Source organism: Mycobacterium sp. 1245805.9 (assembly GCF_001672915.1).
GTDB lineage: Bacteria > Actinomycetota > Actinomycetes > Mycobacteriales > Mycobacteriaceae > Mycobacterium.
This window is the reverse complement of the sequence record NZ_LZKR01000028.1, coordinates 1-18,578: the sequence shown is the minus strand read 5'-3', so window position 1 is coordinate 18,578 and position 18,578 is coordinate 1. Positions and strand designations below refer to the sequence as shown.

Annotated in this window: 15 protein-coding genes and 1 pseudogene; 7 read left to right on the top strand and 9 right to left on the bottom strand. The window is 70.9% G+C overall.

Annotation, left to right across the window (positions count from 1 at the left end; all coding sequences use genetic code 11):
* Together A9X00_RS31130 and A9X00_RS04345 are read left to right on the top strand one after the other, a co-directional pair.
* Nucleotides 1-158, top strand: a pseudogene (locus A9X00_RS31130) (hypothetical protein); the annotation flags it as partial.
* 218 nt (nt 159-376) lie between these two features.
* Complete coding sequence (locus tag A9X00_RS04345) at nt 377-796, top strand: hypothetical protein (protein ID WP_067149571.1); 420 nt, start codon at nt 377-379, stop codon at nt 794-796.
* A gap of 7 nt (nt 797-803) precedes the next feature.
* Here A9X00_RS04345 and A9X00_RS04340 read toward each other — a convergent pair whose 3' ends face one another.
* The 5 genes from A9X00_RS04340 to A9X00_RS04320 all read right to left on the bottom strand — a co-directional run bounded on the left by A9X00_RS04340 (nt 804) and on the right by A9X00_RS04320 (nt 5,780).
* Nucleotides 804-2,417: an MFS transporter gene (locus tag A9X00_RS04340; protein ID WP_067149569.1), complete on the bottom strand. Its 1,614-nt coding sequence runs from the start codon at nt 2,415-2,417 to the stop codon at nt 804-806.
* Between the two features lie 6 nt (nt 2,418-2,423).
* A complete protein-coding gene (locus A9X00_RS04335) occupies nt 2,424-3,299 on the bottom strand; it encodes a neutral zinc metallopeptidase (protein ID WP_067149567.1) in 876 nt (291 codons plus the stop codon).
* A 9-nt stretch (nt 3,300-3,308) separates the two neighbouring features.
* Nucleotides 3,309-3,812, bottom strand: a complete 504-nt coding sequence (locus tag A9X00_RS04330) for an SRPBCC family protein (RefSeq protein ID WP_067149565.1) — start codon at nt 3,810-3,812, stop codon at nt 3,309-3,311.
* Nucleotides 3,813-3,937: 125 nt separating this feature from the next.
* On the bottom strand, nt 3,938-4,825 hold the full coding sequence (locus A9X00_RS04325) for an oxidoreductase (protein WP_082974682.1): 888 nt from the start codon (nt 4,823-4,825) through the stop codon (nt 3,938-3,940).
* A 13-nt stretch (nt 4,826-4,838) separates the two neighbouring features.
* Entirely contained in the window at nt 4,839-5,780 is a 942-nt protein-coding gene (locus A9X00_RS04320; protein WP_067149575.1) for an alpha/beta hydrolase, read from the bottom strand.
* An 85-nt stretch (nt 5,781-5,865) separates the two neighbouring features.
* On the opposite strand from A9X00_RS04320, the gene aspS reads away from it, so the two are divergent.
* Genes aspS through A9X00_RS04305 form a run of 3 tightly spaced genes read left to right on the top strand, consistent with a single transcriptional unit; the run spans nt 5,866 to nt 9,112 of the window.
* On the top strand, nt 5,866-7,641 hold the full coding sequence (gene aspS / locus A9X00_RS04315; RefSeq protein ID WP_067149563.1) for an aspartate--tRNA ligase: 1,776 nt from the start codon (nt 5,866-5,868) through the stop codon (nt 7,639-7,641).
* Nucleotides 7,638-8,069, top strand: coding sequence for a nitroreductase family deazaflavin-dependent oxidoreductase (locus tag A9X00_RS04310; protein ID WP_067149561.1), 432 nt, complete (start codon nt 7,638-7,640; stop codon nt 8,067-8,069). The genes aspS and A9X00_RS04310 overlap by 4 nt, the downstream gene beginning before the upstream one ends.
* Before the next feature lie 11 nt (nt 8,070-8,080).
* A complete protein-coding gene (locus tag A9X00_RS04305) occupies nt 8,081-9,112 on the top strand; it encodes an aromatic acid exporter family protein (RefSeq protein WP_067149559.1) in 1,032 nt (343 codons plus the stop codon).
* Here the strand turns inward: A9X00_RS04305 and A9X00_RS04300 are convergent.
* On the bottom strand, nt 9,107-9,496 hold the full coding sequence (locus A9X00_RS04300; protein ID WP_067149557.1) for an MmcQ/YjbR family DNA-binding protein: 390 nt from the start codon (nt 9,494-9,496) through the stop codon (nt 9,107-9,109). The two genes, A9X00_RS04305 and A9X00_RS04300, sit on opposite strands and share 6 nt — an antisense overlap.
* A 71-nt stretch (nt 9,497-9,567) precedes the next feature.
* Here A9X00_RS04300 and A9X00_RS04295 point away from each other — a divergent pair, with 71 nt between their 5' ends.
* Complete coding sequence (locus A9X00_RS04295; protein WP_067149554.1) at nt 9,568-10,497, top strand: transglutaminase family protein; 930 nt, start codon at nt 9,568-9,570, stop codon at nt 10,495-10,497.
* The gene (locus A9X00_RS04290) at nt 10,490-11,545 is read left to right on the top strand and encodes a putative zinc-binding metallopeptidase (RefSeq protein ID WP_067149553.1); all 1,056 of its coding nucleotides are present in this window, start codon (nt 10,490-10,492) and stop codon (nt 11,543-11,545) included. Before A9X00_RS04295 ends, A9X00_RS04290 begins: the two co-directional genes overlap by 8 nt.
* Nucleotides 11,546-11,627: 82 nt before the next feature.
* Here the strand turns inward: A9X00_RS04290 and A9X00_RS04285 are convergent, their stop codons facing one another.
* The 3 genes from A9X00_RS04285 to A9X00_RS31125 all read right to left on the bottom strand — a co-directional run.
* Nucleotides 11,628-14,258 (bottom strand): circularly permuted type 2 ATP-grasp protein, encoded by a 2,631-nt coding sequence (locus tag A9X00_RS04285; protein WP_067149552.1) that lies wholly within the window; start codon nt 14,256-14,258, stop codon nt 11,628-11,630.
* Entirely contained in the window at nt 14,259-17,588 is a 3,330-nt protein-coding gene (locus A9X00_RS04280; protein WP_067149551.1) for a DUF2126 domain-containing protein, read from the bottom strand.
* Between the two features lie 67 nt (nt 17,589-17,655).
* Nucleotides 17,656-18,578: hypothetical protein (locus tag A9X00_RS31125; protein WP_197515053.1), on the bottom strand; the 923-nt coding region annotated here is incomplete at its 5' end.

Sequence of the window (18,578 nt, the reverse complement as noted above, 5' to 3'; positions counted from 1 at the left end):
TGCTGTGGTCGCAGGCGCGCGGTCCCGCCGTCTGGTTTCAGCCGGACCGCCGCGGCGCGCCGCCGGTGACCGGCCTGCATCTGCAATTCGGCGCGAACGCCGCCACCGAGGTGGTGGTGTCGTGGCACACCACCGAGGCCGTCGGCAATCCCCGGGTCAGGCCGGTCACCGGCGGCGCGCCGCGGCGGTCCGGCTGAAACCAGACGGCGGGACCGCGCGCCTGCGACCACAGCAGCACCGCCCCGCCCCCGATGCCGGCCCCCAGGGCGGCCGAGACCGCGCTCGTGGTCAACAGCCTGCGGCGACTGATCCCGGGAACGTCGGTCATGCCTGCTTCATACCCGACGCAAGTAACAAATCCGGTAGCGTTTTCGATATGAGGAACGTGCGAAAAGTGATCAGCGCGGCGGCGCTCGCAGCGGCCGCAGGACTGGCTTTCACGCCCGCGATCTCACACGCGGACGGCCATCAGGTGACCTACACCGTGACGAGCCCCAACAATCTGACCGCCACGGTCAGCTACGTGAGTTCCGATCCGCCCAGCCAGGCGGCCTACAGCGCCGACCCGTCAAAGTTCACGACGAGCGTGCAGGCGCCGCTGAGCGGGGGAGCGCCGGTCACCTACACCGCCACCCTGGCGAACCCGAACCAGTTCGCGACCATCACCGCCAGCGGCATGCTGCACTGGCCGGATTCGGGTAACGGGCCCGCCCAGTTCCACTGCGAGATCGCCGTGGACGGCCAGGTGGTCGCGCACGCGGACGCCACCACCACCGTCACCTGCCGACCCGGCTAGGCGCCCCTCACCGGTGCACGCGCAAGGCGAGGAAGTACTCGTGCAGCCGGCTGTCGTCGACGGTGTAGCTCACCGCCTTGGCCGCGCCGTCGTGGTCTGACTCCAGCCAGCGCTCGGTGTGCTGGCGCTCGAATTCGGTCCAGGACGGCACGGTGAACCGCTCCAGGACGAGTTCGGGTTCCTCCAGGCTTCGATACAGCCGCCAGCTGTGGCCCCCCGTTCGCAGGCGGGACCGCCTGACCGCGGCCATCGCCTCGACGAATTCCTGGAGATTCTCCGTCGGCACCCGGTAGCGGACGGTGACCAGCACAGGGCCGTCGTTGGGGCGCGGTTCGAGCATCAGCACCGGGTGCGCCCAGGCGTTGGAGATGTTGCGGCTCAGCTTCCCGGTGGACGGCAGCAATCCCAGCACGGCCACGCTGAGGGCGGCGACGCCCAGCAGCGCCGCCGACCACGTCAGCGCGATGTCGAGCCCGTAGCGCGTGGCAACCAGACCCCAGAGGTAGGCGCCGACCGCCTGGGATCCGGTGAAGACCAGCAGGTACATCGCCAACCCGCGGGCCCGGACCCAGCGCGGCAGGTGCAGCTGCGCCGCCGCGTTCAACGTCGTCAACGTGAGCAGCCAGCCCGTCCCCGACAGCACCAGGAACGGCGCTGCCGCGACGAACGACAGCCGGGCCACCGCGAGCGCCGCGAGACCGTAGTCGGCGGCGCACGCCGCGAGCAGCACGTTGGGCGGCACCTTGTCGCGCCACGACGGAGGTACCGCGAGGGCGAATGCCGCGCCAACGCCGATGGCCCCCAGCGTCAGACCGTAGCCGCTGGCTCCCAGGTGCCAGCTGCGGGCGGCGGCCACCGGCAACAGGGCCAGCAGGGCCGAGGCGGGAAACACGAAAAGCGCTGTGCGCAGCAAGATCCTGCGGAAAATGGGGCTGTTGACGACGTACAGCCATCCGCTCACCATGGCCTGGCCGATTTGTTCTCGTTCGAGCGGCGCGAGTTGCTTGGGCCGCTGCCACGCGACCAGCGCGAAGATGATCCCGGTGAACGACACGGCGTTGACCGCGAACACCGCCGCCGGACCGGCCAGTGCGACCACGACACCGCCGATCGCCGGTCCGATCACCCGGCCGACGCTGGCCGAGACGCTCGACAGACTCGCGGCGGACGGGATCTGCTCGCGCGGAACGACTTCGGGCTGAATCGCCTGCCAGGCCGGCGCGGTGATCGCGGAGGCGAGGCCGATCGCCACGGTGAACAGCAACAGCGCGGCCGGGGTGAGCCTCCCGAGGTAGGTCAGCACGGCCAGGGCCAGCGCCACTACCACCGCGTACGACTGCAGGACGACCAGCAGGCGCCGCCGGTCGAACAGGTCGGCGAGCACCCCGGCGAACATTCCCAGCAGCAGCGTCGGCCCGAGGCTGGCCGTCTGGACCAGCGCTACAACGGTGGCGCTGCTGTGGTCCTCGATCAAAAACCATTGCGCCGCCACGCTTTGCATCCACGTGCCGATGTTGGAGACGAACTGCGCGACGAACAGGTTGCGGAAGATGCGATTGCGCAGCGGCGCGAACGCCGACGACTGCCCGTCTTCGACGCGCTCCCCATCCAAGACCGCCATCAGCGCTCAGCCCAGGTTGGTCGCGGCGAACGTGTTGCACTGGTTGGGATCACCGGTCTGGTAGCCGATGGTGAACCACTTCTGCCGCTCCGCCGACGACCCGTGCGTCCACGACTCGGGGTTGACGCGTCCGGTCGCCTGCTTCTGGATGCGGTCGTCGCCCACCGACGCGGCCGCCGACAGCGCGTCGGCAATGTCCTTGTCGCTCAAGGGCTCCAGGTAGGGCACGCCGGTGCTCTCCTGCTTGACCGTCGACGCGTAGTGGGCCCAGATGCCGGCGTAGCAGTCGGCCTGCAGCTCGGTGCGCACCCCGTTGCCCCCGGCGCCCTGCGCGCCCTGCTGGGCGCGGCCCAGCACACCCTGCAGCTGCTGCACGTGGTGGCCGTATTCGTGCGCGACGACGTATTCCTGCGCGAACGGTCCACCGCTGGAACCGAATCTGTCGACCAGTTCCTGGAAGAAGTCGGTGTCGAAGTACGCCGTCTGGTCCACCGGGCAGTAGAACGGCCCGACCGCGGTGGTGGCCGGTCCGCACCCGGTCTCCACGGATCCGGTGAACAGGCGCACGTGCGGGCGGGTGTAGTTGCGCATCAGCTGATGCCAGACCGCGTCCACGGAGTTGCCGGTGGCGACGACGCGGCACTGCACGTACTTGTTGGCGTCGGCCCCGGTCTTGCACTGGCTCAGGTCGAAACCGGGCGCCGAGTAGCCGCCGGTGTTGGTCTGCTGGTTCATGATGCGGCCCGGGTCGATGCCGAAAAACAACGCCCCGAGCAGGATCAGCAGGCCGAGCCCGCCGCCGCCGATGGCCATCCCCATCCCGCCCCCGCCGGACGACGACGCGGTGCTGGTGTCGATCTGCATTCCCTCGTTGAAGGTCATCGCGCGCTCCTAGGGTTGGCGGGTGACGGGGAACCGGGCGTCGGTGTAGCCGCGCAGGTTGCGCAGGAACCGGCGGAGCCCCAGGTTGAGCAGCGGTCCGACCAGCGGCATCGCCAGCCGCGACGGGCCGGCCGGTTTTTGCGCCATGGTCCACGTCAGCCGGCAGCCACCGGGGATGACCTCGACCCGGTAGTCCTCGGCGAACGCCGCGACGGCCTTCGACGAGCATTCGTTGAACCGGAATGCCATGTGCGTGAAGGGTTCCCAGGCCAGGAACTCCTCGTTGCCGACGATCCCGCCGCGCATCTCGACGACGCGGGTGGTGCCGACGCCGCGCGGCTCGGGACTGGTCCAGGTGACCTTCGTGATCACCGGCGCCCAGCGCGGCCAGGACTCGGCGTCGCCGAGGACCTCGAACAGCTGCTCGGGCGTGATCGCGAGGTCGACGCTGTTGCGGAACCGAAACGGCGCGGTCTCGATGAAGCCCAGGTCGACACGCTCGCAAGGGAACATGGTTTTAACCTAGCCCGGTGACGATGCGCGCCGCACGGCGGCGCGAGGAGGAGGCGGGCCATCGTACTCAGCCCGGTGACGATGCGCGCCGCACGGCGGCGCGAGGAGGAGGCGGGCCATCGGACTCAGCCCGGGCCGTCGCTCGCCGCTGCCAGCAGCGGCACCAGGATGTCGCTGATCGGTGTCGCCAGATTGTGGCCGCGGGCCTTGCGGACGATCACGCCGTTGCGGATGTCCCACTCCTGCCGCCGGCCGTTTTCCCGGTCGGCCAGCATCGACGTGCCCATGTCCTCCGGCGCCTTGCGGAACATATCGACCAGCTCGTCGACCACGTCGTCGGGCAGCCGGGCGCCCTCGGCGCGCGCGACGGCCAGGCATTCGGCCACGTAGCGGAGCGACAGCGCGGCGACGTCGTCGCGGTGGAACATCCCGGATCGCCGCCCGGTCAGCACCATCAACCCGGCCAGCGCGTTGACCAGCAGCTTGCGCCAGGCCGCGGTGATGAAGTCGGGGTCGCAGTCCACCTGGCAGCCGGCGCCGCGCAGCAGCTCGGCCACCGTCTCCGCCGAGGGTCCCGACGGCAGCACCAGCCGCGGTTCGGTGCGCAGCCGGACCCACCCTTCGGGCTGGGTTTCGGCGCTGTACCAGACGATCCCCGGGACCACCGGCGACGACGGGCAGTGCGGCTGCACCTGCTCGACCTGCTCGACGCCGTTCTGCAGCACCACGACGACGGTGTGTTCGTCGCAGAGCCGGGCCAGCCAGCCGGCGGCCTCGTCGTTCTGGGTGGCCTTGACCGCCAGGATCACCACGTCGACGGTCCCGTCGACCGTGTCGGGATCGGTGCGCACCGGGCCGGGCACCACGATCGGGTCGGCGCCGTCGGGCCGCAGCTCGATGGCTTGAAGGGGGGTGCGGCCGCACACCAGCACGGAATGCCCGGCCTTGTGCAGCAGGGCGGCGACCGTCGTGCCGACGGCGCCGGGACCGACGAGTGCGAAGTTGGTGGCGATAGCTCCGAAATTACTAGAGCGCGAGCGCCTGGCGCAGCACCGCGACGGTTTCCGCCTGCTCGCGCTTCGAGATCGCCGCGTCGCGGATCAGCATCGAGCCGTGGAAAGTGCCGGGGAACAAATGCAATTCGACGCTCACGCCCGCGGCGAGCATGGCCAGCGCGTAGGCGACGCCCTCGTCGCGCAGCGGGTCGAAGTGCATGACCGACACGTAGGCGGGCGGCAGGCCGGCCAGGTCGGTGGCGCGGGCGGGCGCGGCGTAGATCGATACGTCGTCGCCGCCGGCGCGGCCGGGCCCCAGATAGCAGTCCCAGCTGACGATCGCCCGGGGGCGACTCCAAAACGGGGTGTCGGTGAACGCGACCATGCTGGCGGTGCCCAGCCGGTCGTCGAGTTCGGGCACGGAAAGGAACTGGAAGGCGATGTGCGGCCCGCCGCGGTCGCGGGCCAACAGCGCCAGCGCGGCGCCCAGCCCGCCCCCGGCGCTGGTGCCCTGGATGGCGATGCGCCGCGGGTCGATGCCCAATTCGTCCGCGTGCGCCGCCGTCCAGACCAGCCCGGCGTAGACGTCTTCCAGCCCACCGGGGAACCGGGTTTCCGGCGCGAGGCGGTAGTCGACCGACACCACGACCACCCCGAGTTCGCGCGCCAGCGCGACGTTGGACGCGTGCTCGGTGTCCAGATCGCCGGCGATGAACCCGCCGCCGTGGACGTGGTAGATCGCGGCCGGAGCGCTGCGCCGGTCGGGCCGGTAGATCCGGATCGGCACCGCGGGATCGCCGTCGCGGCCCGGGATTTGACGGTCCTCGATCTGCACCCCGGTCGTGTCCGGCGGCGGGAACTGGGCGATCATCTCCGACAGCGCCACCCGGATGGCCAGCGGATCCTCGCCCGGCAGATCGGGCAGGAGCGGCACCACCGCGGCGATTTCCGGGTCGAACGCATAAGTGGTCATGTGCACTCCTGATCCGTCCGCGGCGACGTCGCTCATGCACTCTAGACTGGGCAGTCGTTTAAATCGGGCAAAAGGGGAGTAATTCGTGCTGCGCAGCCATGCCGCCGGTGCGCTGAGGAGCGGCGACGCCGGCCAGCAGGTGACGTTGGCCGGCTGGGTGGCCCGGCGCCGCGATCACGGCGGCGTCATCTTCATCGACCTGCGCGACGCGTCCGGCGTCGCGCAGGTGGTGTTCCGCGCCGCCGACGTGCTGGCCCAGGCGCACCACTTGCGCGCCGAGTTCTGCATCGCGGTGACCGGGGTCGTGGAGATCCGGCCGGAGGGCAACGCCAACCCGGAGATCGCGACGGGCGAGGTCGAGGTCAACGCGAGCTCGCTGACCGTGCTGGGCGAGAGCGCGCCGCTGCCGTTCCAGCTCGACGAGCCCGCGGGCGAGGAGCTGCGGCTGAAATACCGCTACCTCGACCTGCGCCGCGACGGCCCGGCCGCGGCAATGCGGCTGCGCTCCAAGGTCAATGCGGCCGCGCGCGACGTGCTGGCGCGGCACGACTTCGTCGAGGTCGAGACGCCGACCATCACCCGCTCGACGCCGGAGGGGGCGCGCGACTTCCTGGTGCCGGCGCGCCTGCACCCGGGCTCGTTCTACGCGCTGCCGCAGAGCCCGCAGCTGTTCAAGCAGCTGCTCATGGTCGCCGGCATGGAGCGTTACTACCAGATCGCCCGCTGCTACCGCGACGAGGATTTCCGCGCCGACCGCCAGCCGGAGTTCACCCAGCTCGACCTGGAGATGAGCTTCGTCGACGCCGAGGACATCATCGCCGTCTCCGAGGAGATCCTGGCCGCGCTGTGGGGGCTGATCGGCTATCAGATCCCCAGGCCGATCCCGCGGATCAGCTACGCCGACGCCATGCGGCGATTCGGCTCGGACAAGCCCGACCTGCGGTTCGGGCTGGAGCTCGTCGAGTGCGCAGAGTTCTTCAAAGACACCACCTTTCGCGTCTTCCAGGCGCCCTACGTCGGCGCGGTCGTGATGCCCGGCGGGGCCTCCCAGCCGCGGCGCACCCTGGACGGCTGGCAGGAGTGGGCCAAGCAGCGCGGGCACCGCGGGCTGGCCTACGTGCTGGTCGGCGACGACGGGGAGCTGGGCGGCCCGGTGGCCAAGAACCTGTCCGACGCCGAACGCGCCGGCCTGGCCGGCCACGTGGGCGCCAAGCCGGGGGACTGCATCTTCTTCTCGGCCGGCCCGGCGAAGTCGTCGCGGGCCGAGTTGGGCGCGGCCCGCGGCGAGATCGCCAAGCGGCTGGGCCTCATCGACCCCGGCGCGTGGGCGTTCGTGTGGGTGGTCGACCCGCCGCTGTTCGAGCCCGCCGAGGACGCGACCGCCGCCGGGGACGTGGCGGTCGGCGCGGGCGCGTGGACCGCGGTGCACCACGCGTTCACCTCGCCCAAGCCGGAATACGAGGATGTCGTCGACACAGATCCCGGCAACGTGCTGGCCGACGCCTACGACATCGTCTGCAACGGCAACGAGATCGGCGGCGGCTCGATCCGTATCCACCGCCGCGACATCCAGGAGCGAGTGTTCGCGGTGATGGGCCTGGACAAGGCCGAGGCCGAGGAGAAGTTCGGATTCCTGTTGGAGGCGTTCATGTTTGGCGCGCCGCCGCACGGCGGCATCGCGTTCGGCTGGGACCGGATCAACGCGCTGCTGTCGGGGGTCGACTCGATCCGCGAGGTGATCGCGTTCCCCAAGACCGGCGGCGGCGTCGACCCGCTGACCGATGCGCCGGCGCCCATCACCGCGCAGCAGCGCAAGGAGTCCGGAATAGACGCCAAGCCGGAGAAGGTTGACCGGGCATGAGCGAAATCCCAGACACGGCAACCATCAACGCGTTCAACACCAGCATCATCGACGAATTCCGTTCCAACGAGGGCAGGGTCGGCGGCCAGTTCGAGGGCGCCAACCTGCTGCTGCTGCATACGACCGGCGCCAAGTCCGGCCAGCCCCGGATCTCGCCGCTGGCCTATTTCCGCATCGACGGCAAGCTGATCATCATCGGCTCGTTCGCCGGCGCGCCCAAGGACCCCGCCTGGGTGCACAACCTGCGGGCCAACCCGGCTGCGCGCGTCGAGATCGGGACTGACGCGTTCGACGTCACCGCCCGCGAGCTGCCCAAGGCCGAGCGCGACGCGCTCTTCGAGAAGGTCGCGGCCGCGGCGCCCGGCTTCGCCGAGTACCAGTCCAAGACCAGCAGGGTCATTCCGCTGTTCGAGTTGCAGCCGGCCTAACTCGGCGTGCGATGAATCGAGCAGCGCGCGCCGGCCTCAAACGGCTGCGCGCGCTGTGGTTCATCCTCGTGCAGACCTCGGTCGCCGCGGGCCTGTCCTGGTACATCGCGCACGACCTGCTGAGCCACCCGCAGCCGTTCTTCGCGCCGATCGCCGCCGCCGTGTCGCTGTCGATCAGCAACGTGCTGCGGGCGCAGCGCGCCATCCAGATGATGATCGGCGTGACGCTGGGCATCGGCGTGGGCATCACGGTGCAGGGCCTGCTCGGGCCGGGTGCCCTGGCGATCGGGATCGCCGCGTTCCTGGCGCTGTCCGCGGCGGTGTTCATCGGTCACGGCCGTATCGGGCAGGGGATGATGTTCGCCAACCAGACCGCCGTGTCGGCGATCCTGGTGCTGGCCCTGTATCGCAGCGGGGTGGGTTGGGAGCGGATCTTCGACTCGCTGATCGGTGGTTGCGTGGCCATCGTCATCGCCGTCCTGCTGTTCCCGGCCGACCCGCTAGAGGTGCTGCGCAGCGCGCGCGTCGGCGTGTTCGGCGTGCTGCAGGGCGTCCTGACGCGCGCCGCGGACTTCGCCGTCGGCCGCCGGGAGGCCCCGCCCGACTGGCCGCTGTCGGCCGTCGACCGGGTGCACGCGCAGCTCGGCGGGCTCGTCGAGGCGCGCACCACCGCCCGTCAGGTCGTGAGCGTCGCGCCGCGGCGCTGGGGCCTGCGCTACGCGGTGCGGGCCGCCGATCACCAGGCCGTGCACGTGGCCCTGCTCGCCGGCTCGGTGCTGGAACTGGCCCGCGTCGTCGCGCCGGACGCTGATGGCTGCCGGGCCGCGCCGCCGCACGACATGCACCGCGCGCTGCTGGTGCTGGCGGCCGCGACGGCGCTGGCCGACTCCGACCCGGCCGGGGCGTGCGCCTACACCGCGGCCGCGCGCCATCACGCGTCGCAGCTGCAAGCCGGTGCCCGGGAGAAAAGCCAGGTGGTGTGCGCCGACGTGGTTCGGGCGTGCGTCGACGACCTGCAGCGGGTCATCGACCTGCGGTCATAGCGAGTCGGCCAGGAACTCCTGCACCAGCTTCTTCGGCGCCTGCGTCAGCCACGCCTCGGTGATCACCTCGGCCAGGTCGCGCGGCGCGATCTCGTCCAGCCGCAACAGCACCGCCGGGTAGCCGTCGAAGTGCGGGGTGGTGAAGTAGACGCTCGGCTCGTCGGCGATCAACGCGAACTTGACGCCCTCGTCGGAGACCCGGACCCCGAGGATGTCGCCCTCCGGCGGTTCCACGCCACTGTCGGCCAGCGCCTCGCGATCCGACGGGCGCAGCGGACGTTCCCAGGCCAGCAACTTCTTGCCGACCCGCCACTCGTGCGGTGACGGCTCGGAGGTGAGTGCCAGTTCACCAACGATGCGGGCGACGTCGTTCCACGTGGCCACGTTTCGATTGTGCTCCCGATATGGCGCGCTTGGCTCGCGATCGGCAAACGCGGTGTGATGGGATCAGCGTTGTGTCAGAAGTCTTGGAGGGACAGGCCCGCCGGCACCGGGTCACCCACCGCACCCAGTACCGCTACTCCGACGTCGTGACCAGCTCTTATGGCCGCGCCTTCCTCACGCCGCGGGACTCCGCGCGGCAGCGGTGCGTCGCACACCGGCTGACCATCGACCCCGCCCCCGCCGACAGCTCCACCAGCAGCGACAGCTACGGCAACATCAGTTCCTACTTCCACGTCACCGAGCCGCACCAGTCCCTGACGATCACCGGCGACTCCATCGTCGACGTGTATCCGCCGCCCCCGGAGCGCTACACCAGCGGGCCGGCGGTGCAGCCGTGGGAGGCCGCCCGGCCGGCCGGGCGCCGGGGAGCGCTCGCGACCGAGTTCACCCTGGACCTGGACCCGCCGGAGATCACCGACGCGGTCCGCGACTACGCCGCCCCGAGCTTCGAGCCGGGGCGCCCGCTGGTGGAGGTGATGCGCGACCTTGCGTCGCGGATCTTCACCGACTTCACCTACCGCTCGGGGTCGACGACGATTTCCACCGGGGTCAACGAGGTTCTGGCGGCCCGGGAAGGGGTATGTCAGGACTTTGCGAGGCTGGCGATCGCCTGCCTGCGAGCCAACGGTTTGGCGGCCAGCTACGTGTCCGGTTATCTGGCCACCGACCCGCCACCGGGAAAGGATCGGATGATCGGCATCGACGCGACGCACGCCTGGGCGGGGGTGTGGACCCCGCAGGAGCCCGGCCGGTTCGAGTGGCTGGGCCTGGATCCCACCAACGACCAGCTGGTGGACGAGCGCTACATCATCGTGGGTCGCGGGCGCGACTACGCCGACGTGCCGCCGGTGCGCGGCATCATCTACACCAACTCCGAGCAAAGCGTGATCGACGTCGCGGTCGACGTCGTTCCTTTTGGAGGTGACGTGTTGCATGCGTGATTTTCACTGTCCCAACTGCGGCCAGCGCCTGGCGTTCGAGAACTCCGAATGCCTGTCGTGCGGCAGCGCGCTCGGCTTCTCCCTCGAGCAGATGGCCCTGCTGGTGATCACCCGGGGCGACGACAGCGAGCACGCCGGCGCCGTCGACGCCGACGACTACCAGCTGTGCGCGAATATGCATCTCGCACAATGCAATTGGCTGGTTCCGCGCAACGACGCCGGCGGCCTGTGCACGTCGTGCGCGCTGACGCTGGAGCGGCCCAACGACAACGACACCGACGGGCTGGCCGCCGACGGCCGCACCGAGGCGGCCAAGCGGCGGCTGATCGCCGAGCTGCACGAGCTGAAGCTGCCGATCATCGGACGCGACCGCGACCCCGACTACGGGCTGGGCTTTCGGCTGCTGTCGAGCGCGCACGAGAAGGTGTTCACCGGCCACGAAGACGGCGTCATCACACTGGATCTGGCCGAGGGCGACGACGTGCACCGCGAGCAGCTGCGGGTCGAGATGGACGAGCCGTACCGGACCCTGCTGGGCCACTTCCGCCACGAGGTCGGGCACTACTACTTCTACCGGCTGATCAGCCCGTCGCAAGCCAACCTGGCGCGGTTCAACGAGCTGTTCGGCGATCCCGACGCGGATTACCAGGAGGCGCTCGACCGGCACTACCGCGACGGCGCGCCGGAGGGCTGGCAGGAGAGCTTCGTCTCGTCGTACGCGACCATGCATCCCGCCGAGGACTGGGCCGAGACGTTCGCCCACTACCTGCACATCCGGGACACGCTGGACACGTCGGCGTGGTGCGGGCTGGCGCCGGCGTCGGCCACCTTCGACCGGCCGAACCTGGGGCCCAGCGCCTTTCCCAACATCATCGAGCTGTGGCTGCCGCTGTCGTGGTCGCTGAACATGGTGAACCGCTCGATGGGCCACGACGACCTGTACCCGTTCGTGCTGCCGGTCGCCGTCCTGGACAAGATGCAGTTCATCCACGACGCGATCGACGAGGTGAGCTCGGAGTCGCGCGGGCCCGCGGCGGTGGCCGGCTAGTGGCGATCGCAAGCGCGGCGTAGCCGGGCGCTGGGGGCACCCCCGCGAAGCTGGGGGACGGGTCGCCACCATCGGACCAGGCTTAAGCCGGCATCACCCGTCGCTCGTCGGGGCCCCACAGCGGCTGGAACCCGCCGGGCAACCGCAGTTGCGTCTCGGTGATCACCTCGGCCAGGTTGCGCAGCTCGGCGTGGATCGCGTCGAGCAGTTCGGCCAGCTGCGCGCGGCTGCCGTCGGTGATCTCCTCCAGCTCCTCGGGGTGCGAGCGGCGCAGCAGCGTGCTGATCTCGTCCACCAACCGCTCCGGGCGCGACGACCCCGACGAGCTGGGCAGGTCCTTGAGGTTGGTCCGCAGCCGCTCCAGCTGGTACAGCAGCGAGCGCGGGTTGGTGGGGTCGAACAGCATCAGCTCGGCCACGGCGGCGACGCTGACCTTGCCCACGGTGCGGCGCCGGTAGATGACCGACGATTCGCACGCCACCAGCGTCGCCTCGATGATCGTCTGCTCGGCGGCCGCGCGGCGCACGGTGGTCAGCGTGGCCCGCAACAGGGCGGTCAGCCACAGGCCGCGTTCGATGCGCTTGCCGATGTCCATCATCGTCCAGCCCACGTCGCGCACCATCGACTCGCTCGCCACCCCGGCCAGCGTCAGCATCCCGGCCAGCGTGTGCGCCTGGGCCGACGCGAGCAGGGCGTCGGCCTCGGCGAGTGAGTCGGGCGGCTCGGATCGAAACGCCATCGCACGCTCCACCCCGGCCAGCACCGTCCACGTGTCGTTGGACAACTGGTCGCGCACCGCCCGGGCGGCCAGCCCCAGCCCGTCGACCGAACCCACCAGCGACCCGGGCTGGTTGGGGTCCAGGGTCAGCGACCACAGCATCGAGGGGGCGACGGCGATCATCTCCGCGTGATCGTCGGTGTGGCCGTAGCCCGCGCTGGTGTCGCTGCCGGTGATCCGGCCCAGCGCGGCCATCAGCACCGGCACGCACTCGCTTTCCTCGGTGTGCTGCTGGTGCCGGTAGACGTGGAAGCGGTCGCGGGCGACGATGAGCAGCCGGGCCATCTCCTCGGCGCGCTCGCCGTAGCGCCCCATCCAGAACAGGTCGGACAGCACGCGCGGCGAGCTGACCCCCCAGGTGCCCGCGGCCGTCTTCGCGGGTTCCGGCGGCGACGGCAGCGTCACCGTCTCGGCCCGCGCCCGCTCGGTCGGGCGCACCCAGACATCTTTAGCCGCAACGGTTTTCAGCGTGTACGCGGCGGGCCCCGGGGCCAGCACATAACCAGCGCCGCCGATCATCGGCGCGTAGCCGCCGCGCTGGGCGACCGTGAACAGCCGCATGCCCACGCCGGCCGACGACAACACGCCGGTGTGATCGGAGGGCGCCGACGAGAACTGCGGCAGCTCCTGGCCGACCCAGTGCCACGGCATGTGCTCGATGCACACGGCCAGCCGGGCCAGCTGCGCGGACGAAAGCGTCGGCCCCACATAGGTTTTCCCGCCGACGGTGGACTTGATCAGCAGCGACGACAGGTTGGCCAGCAGGTGCGAGCGTTCGGCGGCCACGCCGCCCCAGTAGACCGGCGCGGTCTGCAGCAGCGGCTCCTCGTCGATGAGCCGCTCCGCCAGCTGCGGCAAAAACCGAAGCAGCCCAGGGCTTTCCAGGATGCCGCTGCCCAACGTGTTGACCACGGTCACCGTCCCGCGGTGCTGCGCCTCCACCAGCCCGACCACGCCGAGGCGGGAGTCAGCGCGCAGGTCCAGCGGGTCGGTGTACTCGGCGTCGACCCGGCGCAGCACCACGTCGACGCGTTTCAGCGTGCCCAGCGAGCGCATCCACAGCTTGCCGTCGCGCACCACCAGGTCGGCGCTTTCCACCAGCGGGAAGCCCAGCAGGGTGGCCAGGTACGCCTGGTCGAACGCGGTCTCCGAGTAGATGCCGGGGGACAGCACCACGACCACCGGGTCCTGGGCGACGTCGGGCGCGGCGTCGATGACCGCGCGGCGCCGCGCCTGCGCGAACGGCGTCGTCGCCCGCGGCGCGATCCGCTCGTAGAGGTCCGGAATCGAGTGCGCCACAACGCGCCTGTCGGCCAGCGCGTAGCCCGCGCCCGACGGCGCCTGCGTCCAGTCGGCGTTGACGTGGAAGCCGCCGTCCGGCACCCGGCTGACGTCGCAGGCGTGCATGAACAGCTGGTGGTGCCCGGGCACCTCGATGCCGTTGGCGGGCCGCACGTAACCGGGGTGGCCGAACACCAGCTGCGGCGGCAGGATGCCCTCGGTGAGCAGGGCGCGGGGCCCGTACAGGTCGGCCAGCACGGCGTCGAGCAGGCGCGAGCGCTGCACCAGCCCGGCCTCCAGCACGTCCCAGTCGGCCGCGGACAGCACGATCGGCAGGGTGTCCAGGTTCCAGGGCCGGGGCTCCACCCCGCCGTGATCGGGATCGACCTCGGTGTAGGTGATCCCGTCGTTGTCGATCAGGCTGTCCACCACCGAGCGCAGCCGGTTCAGCCCGGCCCGGCCGCGCTCCGCGATCGCATCGGCGAGCTCGGACCACGCCGGGCGCACGTTACCGTCGCGGTCGACGAACTCGTCGTAACCGACCCCGGGGCCGTGCCGCAGGTCGAAGAGCGCTTCCTGGGCCCGCGCGGTCCGGTATCCGGCCAGCAGCCGGTCGGCATCGTAGTGCGCGGGCGGGACTTCGAGGGACGACATTTACTGCTGAACGGTACGCACGCGCCGCAGGTCGAGGATGCCCGGCGCGCCGATGTCGGTGAGAATCCTGGCCTGCCGCTCCTTGATCGCGGCGAGGTCGAGCTTGCCCGGGGTGAAGCCGGTCGCCTCGAAGCGGCGGGCGCGGCGCGACTCGGCCTCGACGGCGTTGACCGGGGGCTCGTCGTAGGCGCGGCCGCCGGGATGCGCGACGTGGTAGGTGCAGCCGCCGCGCGACGTCCCGGTGGTGAGGTCGACCAGCTCGAACTGCAGCGGCACGTCGGTGGTGATGGTCGGGTGCAGCGCGCTGGGCGGCTGCCACGCCTTGAACCGCACGCCGCCCACGTGGATGTCGGGGTTGTCGGTGGCCAGCAGCGGCACCGGGTAGCCGTTGGCCGTCACCACGTAGCGGTGCCGGTCCGCGCCGATGATGCGGATCTGGATGCGCTCGATCGACGAGTCGACGTAGCGGGCCGTGCCGGTGGCGGTGGACTCCTCGCCGAGGGTGTTCCACGGTTCGATCGCCCCGCGCAGCTCGATCTCCACGCCGTCGAAGACGGCGGTGCCGATGCGCGGGAAGCGGAACTCGGTGAACGGGTCCAGCCAGCTGGTCTCGAAGGGCACGCCGTGCGCGCGCAGGTCGGCGGCCACGTCGGCGATGTCGTGAATCAGGAAGTGCGGCAACAGGTATCGCCCGTGCAGGTTGGCGCCGTGCCGGATCAGCGGGGCGCGCAGCGGTTCGTCCCAGAACCACGCCACCAGCGAACGCACCAGCAGCGACTGCACCATGGCCATCCGCAGGTGCGGCGGCATCTCGAAGCCGCGCAGCTCCAGCAGGCCGAGCCGGCCGCGGGGGCTGTCCGGGCTGTAGAGCTTGTCGATGCAGAACTCGGCGCGATGCGTGTTGCCGGTGATGTCGGTCAGCAGGTGGCGCAGCGCGCGGTCGGTCACCCACGGCTTGGGGGCCCCGCCCGCCGACAGGCGGGCGATCTCGGCGAACGCGATCTCGAGTTCGTACAGCGCCTCGGAGCGGCCCTCGTCGACCCGCGGCGCCTGCGACGTGGTGCCCACGAATCGCCCGGCGAACAGGTAGGACAGCGACGGGTGCCGCTGCCAGTAGGTCAGCAGCGAGACCAGCAGGTCGGGGCGGCGCAGCAGCGGCGAGTCCGCGGGCGTGATGCCGCCCAGCGTGATGTGGTTGCCGCCGCCGGTGCCGCCGTGCGTGCCGTCGACGTCGAACGACTCGGTGGACAGGCGGGCCAGGCGGGCCTGCTCGTACAGGGTCTCCAGCAGCTGCGTCTGCTCGGCGAAGCTGGAGGTGGGCGGCACGTTGACCTCGATGACGCCGGGGTCCGGTGTGATCGTCACCGACTTCAGCCGCGGGTCCGGCGGTGGGCCGTAGCCCTCGATCACCACCGGGCAGTCCGCCTTGGCCGCGGCGGCCTCGACCCGGGCGACGAGGTCGACGAAGTGCTCGAGCGCCTCGGTGGGCGGCACGAAGATGTACAGCTGCCCCCGGCGGACCTCGGCGACCATCGCGGTCGGCGGGGCCCCGGTGGGGTCGGTCACGACGGCGTCGCCCGGTTCGGGCTCCGCCGGCAGTTCGTGCGCGACGGCCAGGGGATCCGCGTCGAACGTGGCGCGGGGCGGGCGCCAGCTGATCGAGTCCAACGGCAGCCGCAGGCCGGCCGGGGAGTCGCCCTCCAGCAGCACGATGCGGCCGCGGCGCAGCCGCCAGTCGGCGCTGGCCCAGCCCAGCTCGTCGTCGCGGCGGTGCAGCGGCAACACGAAAGCGGCCGGGGCCGTAGTGGATTCGTCCAGGCGCGCCAGCAGCGCGGCGCGTTCGTCGGCGGTGTCGCCGGTGGCGTCGGGGCCCAGGTCGTCGCCCGTCGGCACCGGTTCGCCGTGCGGCTTGCGCACCTTGGCGGCCAGCCGGGCCAGCGGATCCTCGTAGGCCGGCCGCAGCTGCGAGGCCGGCAGGCCGAACCCGGCGGCGACCTCGGCGAGCACGTCGTAGGCCGCCTCCTTGTCGACCTGGCCCGGCGCGGCGCCCCATGGATCCGCCAGCAGCGCGTCGTCGGCCCACAGCGGCCGCCCGTCGGTGCGCCAGTAGAGCGCAATCTGCCAGCGCGGCAACGGTTCTCCGGGATACCACCGGCCCTGCCCGCGCTGGATCAGCCCATGCGGCGCCCACACCGACTTCAGCCGCGCCGCCAGGTCGGAGGCCCGCTGCCGCTTGTGCGGGCCGTCGGCGGCCGTCGTCCACTCCTCGTCGACCTGGTTGTCGACCGACACGAACGTCGGCTCCCCGCCCACGGTCAGCCGGACGTCGGCGGCGGTCAGCCGCTCGTCGACGCTTCGCCCCACATCGCAGATGGTCCGCCAGGCCTGGTCGGTGTAGGGCAGCGTGACGCGCGGATCCTCGTGGACGCGGGTGACGGTGTTGGAGAACTCCAGGACCGATTCGCAGGGCTCGGTGCCGCCGCTGATGGGCGCCGCGCTCGCCGGGTGCGGCGTGGCGGCCAGCGGGATGTGGCCCTCGCCGGCGAACAGCCCCGACGTCGGGTCCAGCCCGATCCACCCCGCGCCGGGGATGTACACCTCGGTCCACGCGTGCAGGTCGGTGAAGTCGGCGGCGGGCCCGGACGGCCCGTCGAGCGCCTCGACGTCGGAGGCCAGCTGCACCAGGTAGCCCGACACGAACCGGGCCGCCAGCCCCAGCTGGCGCAGGATCGACACCAGCAGCCACGCCGAGTCCCGGCACGAGCCCACGCCGTTACGCAACGTGAAATCCGGTGTCTGCACACCGGGTTCCATCCGCAGGCTGTAGGCGACGTCGGCGTTGATGGCGCGGTTGAGCGCGACCAGGAAGTCGATGGTGCGGGTGCCCGCGGGCACCCGGAAGTTGCCCACCCAGGCCTGCACCAGCTCCCCGGGGCCCGATCCCTCGCCGTCCTCGTCGACGGGCCGCAGGTACGGCCTGAGGTCTTCTTCCAGCGCCTTGGGATAGGTCCACCGGCCGGCGGGCCAGGTCTCGGCCCAGTCCTCGATGAAGAAGTCGAACGGGTTGATCACCTTGAGGTCGGCGATGAGCCCGACGGTGATGGTCAGCCGGCTCATCGGGTTCGGGAACACCAGCCGGGCAAGGAAATTGCCGACCGCGTCCTGCTGCCAGTTGATGAAGTGCTCGCCCGGCTCGACGCGCAGCGAATAGGCGTCGATGGCCGTGCGGGAGTGGGGGGCGGGGCGCAGCCGCACCACGTGCGGATAAACCCGGACCAGCCGGTCAAAGGTGTAGCTGGTGCGGTGCTCCAGCGCAACTTTGATGCTCACCCGCTGATTGCATCACAAGCGGGACAAGCCCGCAGCGCAGGGGATTTGGGCGAACGGTTCCCCGGCGTCAGGCCGGGTAACCCGGCGGCGGAGGTCCCGCCTGGTAGCCGCCGCCCTGCTGCTCCAGCGGTACGACCTGGCCCCCGGAGAGCTTGCGGTAGCCGTAGATCCCGATCAGCGCCGCGACCGGCACCCCGACGAGCGCGCCCACACCGCACGCCAGGAAGCCGACCGTCACCGCCGCCACCCCGATCAGCCAGACCAGCAGCGCGTTGACGAAGTTCGAGGAGACCACCGAGAAGCTGGACTTGATGCCGTCGATGGCGTTCTGCGACCGGTCGATCACGAACGGGATGGCGAACTGCGTGAAGATGCCCACGATCAGGCCGGGAATCACGCACAAGAACGAGCCGATCGACGTCGCGATGCCGATGAGGATCGACGCGAGGAGCACCTGGACGAGGCTGCGTGGCTTGAAGAACGAGCCGATGCCGACCTGCCGTCCGTCGGCGATCTCGAGGATCCCGGAAATGAAAGCGGATCCGGCGAAGATGCCGATCGCGTAGAGCAGGATGTAGCCCACGACCATGGCGGCCAGCCCGCCGGCGCCGATGTCGGTCGTCGTGGTGGTGTACCCGTCGGAGCTCGTCGTTGTGGTCGTCCCGCCCAGGCCGCCGCCCAGCAGGGTGATGGCGTAGGCGATCCCGAAGAGCACCCCGTAGATCAGCGTGGACACGATCAGCGGCATGGCGTTCTGGGTGAACTTGCCCCAGGACCAGCTGAACGCCTCGCCGACGCTGAAGGCCGGCGGACCGGCGGGGACGCCGCCGTAGCCGGGCTGCGGCGCGTAGCCGGCGGGGGGCGCGCCGTAACCCGGCGGCGGTGGCGGGGGTCCGCCGTAACCCGGCGGGGGCCGCCCAGGCCGCCGCCCAGCAGGGTGATGGCGTAGGCGATCCCGAAGAGCACCCCGTAGATCAGCGTGGACACGAT

Excerpts from the sequence above, each read along its gene's own strand:
- A9X00_RS04310 (WP_067149561.1), top strand. The coding sequence starts at position 7,638 with ATGAGCGAAATCCCAGACACGGCAACCATCAACGCGTTCAACACCAGC.
- A9X00_RS04285 (WP_067149552.1), bottom strand. The coding sequence starts at position 14,258 with ATGTCGTCCCTCGAAGTCCCGCCCGCGCACTACGATGCCGACCGGCTG.
- A9X00_RS04305 (WP_067149559.1), top strand. The coding sequence starts at position 8,081 with ATGAATCGAGCAGCGCGCGCCGGCCTCAAACGGCTGCGCGCGCTGTGG.
- A9X00_RS04290 (WP_067149553.1), top strand. The coding sequence starts at position 10,490 with ATGCGTGATTTTCACTGTCCCAACTGCGGCCAGCGCCTGGCGTTCGAG.
- A9X00_RS04320 (WP_067149575.1), bottom strand. The coding sequence starts at position 5,780 with ATGACCACTTATGCGTTCGACCCGGAAATCGCCGCGGTGGTGCCGCTC.
- A9X00_RS04330 (WP_067149565.1), bottom strand. The coding sequence starts at position 3,812 with ATGTTCCCTTGCGAGCGTGTCGACCTGGGCTTCATCGAGACCGCGCCG.
- A9X00_RS04335 (WP_067149567.1), bottom strand. The coding sequence starts at position 3,299 with ATGACCTTCAACGAGGGAATGCAGATCGACACCAGCACCGCGTCGTCG.
- A9X00_RS04345 (WP_067149571.1), top strand. The coding sequence starts at position 377 with ATGAGGAACGTGCGAAAAGTGATCAGCGCGGCGGCGCTCGCAGCGGCC.
- A9X00_RS04340 (WP_067149569.1), bottom strand. The coding sequence starts at position 2,417 with ATGGCGGTCTTGGATGGGGAGCGCGTCGAAGACGGGCAGTCGTCGGCG.